The organism is Streptomyces sp. NPDC001156 (genome assembly GCF_053598275.1).
The window spans coordinates 1-4851 of the sequence record NZ_JBSFJX010000364.1 but is presented as its reverse complement, the minus strand read 5'-3'; the positions used below and the strand labels follow the sequence as shown (position 1 = coordinate 4851).

Below are 4851 nucleotides of genomic sequence, written 5' to 3'. Positions count from 1 at the left end.
CGTCGGCGCAGCACCGCGTTCTCGTGGCGCAGCGCGAGCAGTTCGACGTCCTTGGCCTCTTCCGAGCGTGACAGCAGCAGGAGCAGTCCAAGGAGCCGGAGGAGGGCCAGGTAGATCATGCGCAGCGCCATGCAGCCCGAGCCTGCCATGATCGCCTGGAGCTGGAAAGTGCCTGATCAGAGGCTGTACGTGACTTCTGGCACCCTACAGGCATGTTGGTACTCGTGCAGGGTTCCGCCGAGCCGGTCTCGTCGGCGGACCTCAAAGTGCCCGATCTGCTTTGGCACGTTGATCGGTGCGGGCAGTGGGCGCAGCGGTGCGGCTTGTCCCAGGGCTCGGTGCGTTCGATGGCAGTTGTAGAAGGTCTCGAACTCGTTGAGCGAGTGCAGAAGGTGGCTCTGGTTCCAGATCAAAGTGCGGTCCAGCAGCTCACGTCGGCACGTCTGTATCGAGCGCTCCATGAGGGAGTTCATTCGCGGTATCCGGATGCGCCGTTTGAGCAGGTCCCGGTGCCAGCGCAGGAGCGTGTCCGGGCGGACCAGCAGCAGGAGGTGCCGCAGCTTGTCCATGGGGAGGTGGTGGAGCAGGCCGGCGAGGACAGCGCGGTCGGTGTCGGTGAACGTGGGCTTGCCGACCTGGCGCTGCAGGACCAGCAGCTGGCGCCGCAGCGCCAGGATCTCCACGTCCTTGTCTCTGTCGCTCATCGGCAACAGGCGCAGGAGCGCGAAGGTGTGGGTCACGGCGAGATACGCAAGGCGTAGCAGCACGAAGATCATGATGCCGTCGATGCCTGCGCAGGTGGAGACAATAGGGTGAAGGAAGGCACGGCCGGAGACCGGGGATCAAGCGCTTCACCTGGGCGGATGAATTATCGGCACCCGCAGCCTTGCCGATCGTGCGTGGTGGAGGCGTAGTAACTCCCATCATCGCAGGTCAGCGGGCACCTCTTCCTATTTCTCCGTCCACAGGCCGATCATCACGCGGGGGATTCAGGCTCAATCAAGTTCAGTTGCTGGTTATCGATCGCAGGCGGCGGGCACCAGTTGACCTCGAGGAACCCGATGTTCTTGTCGTCCACACCGATATCGACATGCTGTTTCTGCAGTCCTTCGAAGCCCGCCGGATGGAAATCCCCGTCCAAGCCGTCCACCACACGCTCAATGATGCCGGGGATCCTCGCCGTGACGGCGTCCTTTGCCATCGCGAGGGCAATCGCCAGTGCGAACCCTCCCAGGGCAAAGACATACCACGGCTCGGAAACGTCGGCCGTGTACTCCTCTGCGACGGGGGCAAACCTGGTGGCACGGTCCGTGAAGACAGGACCCAGGAGGCTTCCGTGGGACCGGAGATCGGGCACGACGGTCAGGCCGAAGCTCATGTCCATTGTGATAACAGGGTCGCGAAACCACTTGATGCTCCTGCCCAAGAACAGGTGGATGTGGATCCGCTCGGGTGTAATTGTGACCTTCGGGTCCTCGCGAAAGTACGTTCCAGATGGCAGAGCGCCGGGATCGGCGAGGATACCCGCTTTGATAATTGCATCAAGAAAGGAAAGATCGCTTATGCGGCAGTGCACCAAGTCCACGACCACCCGCACCTGCCCCAGCACTCTGCGGGCATCCCGCTCCCTTGCCACCAGCTGATAGGTCCTCGTCGCAACCGGCGCGACAAGCTGCTCACCCACCGCGGGCACGTCGATCCCAGCCAGCTCGATATGCACTCCAGGCGGCGCCTCCACTTTCCACCGAAGCACCGACGCATCAAACGGCTCGAGATTAGGCGGAGTCGCGTAAAAGTAGTCCAGTGTGACGTCTTCCAGCGGTGAATCGGATGAATCAGACCCAGCGGGACTGGCGAGAGAAGACATGCCCACCTCCACGACAAGGCAGTCCGCGACCACCGCACCGGCCCTAACTCGGACAGCGCACGCGCCGCAGTAAATAGATACCACTTATCTTGCCCAATTCACAAGGCTCGGAACGCAGTTCCGCGCTGACGGCGCTGTTTCAACAGTCCCGTCAGCCTCAAAACTAGCGATGGGTCACGAGAGTGCTGTCTAATCTATGGGCCGCGCGCAAATCGGCGAAACACCGACGTTTTCTCGGCGAAATGATATGCACAGTTCCTTCACTTGGAGATCGGTGGGGTCGCTGTAGTTCGGTGATCTCGTCGGACGGGTAACTACGGTCCGTGCAAGCGAAGTTGCTGGATGTGCCGTTGGTGGTGACGGATCGGGACTGGCCTGAATCTTTCACCGTAGCTTCGGTGTGATCTTGCGCCCGTGTTGTCGCGTTCGTCCTGTCCGGTGAGCCTTGCCGGGCAGGGCTGGGCTTCGGCTGTCGCGCCGGGGCGCCGGCTTCCGCGGGGCCGGGGTACTGCGGTTGCCTTCTCTCGATCACTCGCCGGGACCGGGTGGGCCCTGCCCGATCCTGGTGGTTAATTACACAGAGTGGCCGAACGTCGGAGGTCACCAGTCGCGACTGCGCGCCCATCGCCGACAAATCGGACGAGCAGTGGCACCTTCGCGAACGTCGCACTTTTCGAGCGGCACAGGTCGCGGACGTAGGTGGTGACCTGATTGGGGTTCTTGTAGCCCAGGAATCTCGAGGCTTCCGCGGCGTTCAGCAGGTTTTCCGGGTTGTGGGAGGGCGGCGTGTGCTCGCGGAGCCTCGTGGGCCGGCGGCGGGCGAATCACTGGCTGACCTCGGTGTGGTCCCACAGGCGGGCGCGTCCGCGTGTGCCGGCGATTTCGGGGAGGCCGCTTTCGGCTCGCTCGTTGCGGCGATCTCCGCAGCGTCGGTCAGGCGTGGCGCCGGTCGAGTGGCTATGGCGGGGAGGTGCTCGTCCTGTCCGTGAGGAGCCGGCCTGCCCGACTCGGCGGCCTCTTCCACGAGTACGCGCATGCAGCCTGACCGGCTCGGACGTAATAGTGGGCACCCGCAGTCGCCGGGATCGTGTCCGGCGGCGCCCTTTCTGGTGCGTGGCCGGGCAGGATTTCGTCGAGCGCGTGAACCGAGCCACCCGCACGCCTCGCCGGAACTGCCCGCCCCCTGTGGTCGTCTTGTGCGCTGACTGTGTACGAAGCGGGGATGTGGGGGACGTTGTGACGCGGAATGTGACGAAGGCTGGTCTCGTGGTGGTGGCCATGGCGACGGTGCTCGGGGCCTCGGCCTGCGGCTGGGAGGCCGGCGCGGCGGCCGGGGGGAGCGGGGGTAGGCTCCCCGCGCACGGGAAGGGGGAGTCCGTGGCGCCCTCCGGGGACGGGGCGTCGTCCGGCTCGGCGCGGATGTCTCCTGGCACCGTGGGGAAGTTGTCCGGGCTCGCGCAGACCGAGGCGTCGCCCATCACCCGGCACGTGCCGTGGAACCTGGACATTCTGGACCAGCGGTCGCGGCCGCTGAACGGGAAGTTCACCACCACCGCCACGGGCAAGGGCGTTCACGTGTATGTGATCGACACCGGGATGGACATCGCCCACAAGGAGTTCGGCGGACGCGCCCGCCTCGGCGCCGATTTCGTGGGCACGAAGGACTCCGGTGACTGCTTCAGCGAGGAGGGGATCGGCCACGGCACGTTCGTCGCGGGCATTATCGGCGGGGCGAGGTACGGGGTGGCGCCCAAGACGGAGCTCGTACGGGTCCAGGGCATCCTGTGCGAGAGCGAGGGCGGCGGCTCCCCGGCGGCGGCCGAGGCGGCCTTGGTGAAGTCGGTCAAGTGGGTCACCGCGCACGCGCAGAAGCCTGCGGTGGTGAACATGTCGCTCAACCTCGACCACCGGTCGGCGGCCCTGGAATCCGCCGTGAAGAAAATGGTCGACGCGGGGATCCCGACGGTGGTGTCGGCCGGCAATTTCCATGACGACGCCTGCAAGCATTCTCCGGCCGGCGTCCCCGGCACGATCGTCGTGGCGGCCTCGACTTCGAACGACCGCGCGTGGAGCGACGGCGGCTCCTACGGATCGGGTTACGGACGGTGCGTGGACCTGTACGCCCCCGGCCAGAAGGTGACCGCGGCCCTCGCCGGCGGCGGTACGACCACGGAGAACGACGGCGCGACGTCCTGGGCTGCGCCGCATGCGACCGGCGTGATCGCGCTGTACCTGTCGGCACACCCCCACGCCACGGCCAACGAGGTCCACGTCTGGCTCGACCATACGGCCACCCGCGGTGTCGTGCGCGGTGTCCGCTCCGACACTCCCAACCGGCTGCTCAACACCGGCGGCCTCTGACCTGCCCCGGCCGCCCCGGTCGCATGGTCACCCAAGCGCCGCGCCTCACCGCAATGGCGGGCGCAAGTCGCGCGGCCACCGCGCCCGCCCGCTGCCACTCCACCTGGCCCCGGCCAGGCCCGGGCGATGCGCGTGAGCAGTACGTTCGTGTACGGGGTGAACTCCCGGGAGCGGACGGCGGCTCGTGCGGCGGCCCTTGCCTGCTTGAAGGTGGTGTGGGTACGAAGTGCGGGGCCACCCCGTGCGCGGCGAACCGCTTCTCGATCTCGATGAGCATCTGCGGGCTCGCCTCCTTGATCTCCTCCGACAGGGGCACGTCCTTTGCTGCCGTCTCGGGCCGGGACCGCGTCGAGCAGGTCCAGGAAGCGTCTGGGAGCCGATCGAACTGCCACAGCCGATGGCACAGGATCGGCTACGACCGAACATGACGTGGGCCAGGATCAGCAAACCCGTCGGGCCAGGGGAGTGTGCCCCCTGTAAGGCGCGGCTGATCCGGCGAGCGGTAGGTCACCCTCGGCCGAACCACTTAGCCTCGATCCACCGACCGATGCCTGTGGATGACGCTTGGGAAAATGAAGAAGTGCCTTGTGACCTGCGATGATGGGAGTTCTTCACGCTTCCAG

At 65.9% G+C, this 4851-nt stretch carries 3 protein-coding genes; 1 reads left to right on the top strand and 2 read right to left on the bottom strand.

Annotation, left to right across the window (positions count from 1 at the left end; genetic code table 11):
- Positions 1 to 176: 176 nt before the first annotated feature.
- Positions 177 to 767 carry an integrase core domain-containing protein gene (locus tag ACWDA7_RS50370; protein WP_450614610.1) on the bottom strand — a complete coding sequence of 197 codons (591 nt, stop codon included), beginning with the start codon at positions 765 to 767 and terminating at the stop codon, positions 177 to 179.
- A gap of 209 nt (positions 768 to 976) precedes the next feature.
- Positions 977 to 1867, bottom strand: coding sequence for a hypothetical protein (locus ACWDA7_RS50365; RefSeq protein WP_450614608.1), 891 nt, complete (start codon positions 1865 to 1867; stop codon positions 977 to 979).
- 1434 nt (positions 1868 to 3301) lie between these two features.
- Here ACWDA7_RS50365 and ACWDA7_RS50360 point away from each other — a divergent pair.
- Positions 3302 to 4228, top strand: coding sequence for a S8 family peptidase (locus tag ACWDA7_RS50360; protein ID WP_450614606.1), 927 nt, complete (start codon positions 3302 to 3304; stop codon positions 4226 to 4228).
- Positions 4229 to 4851 lie beyond the last annotated feature (623 nt).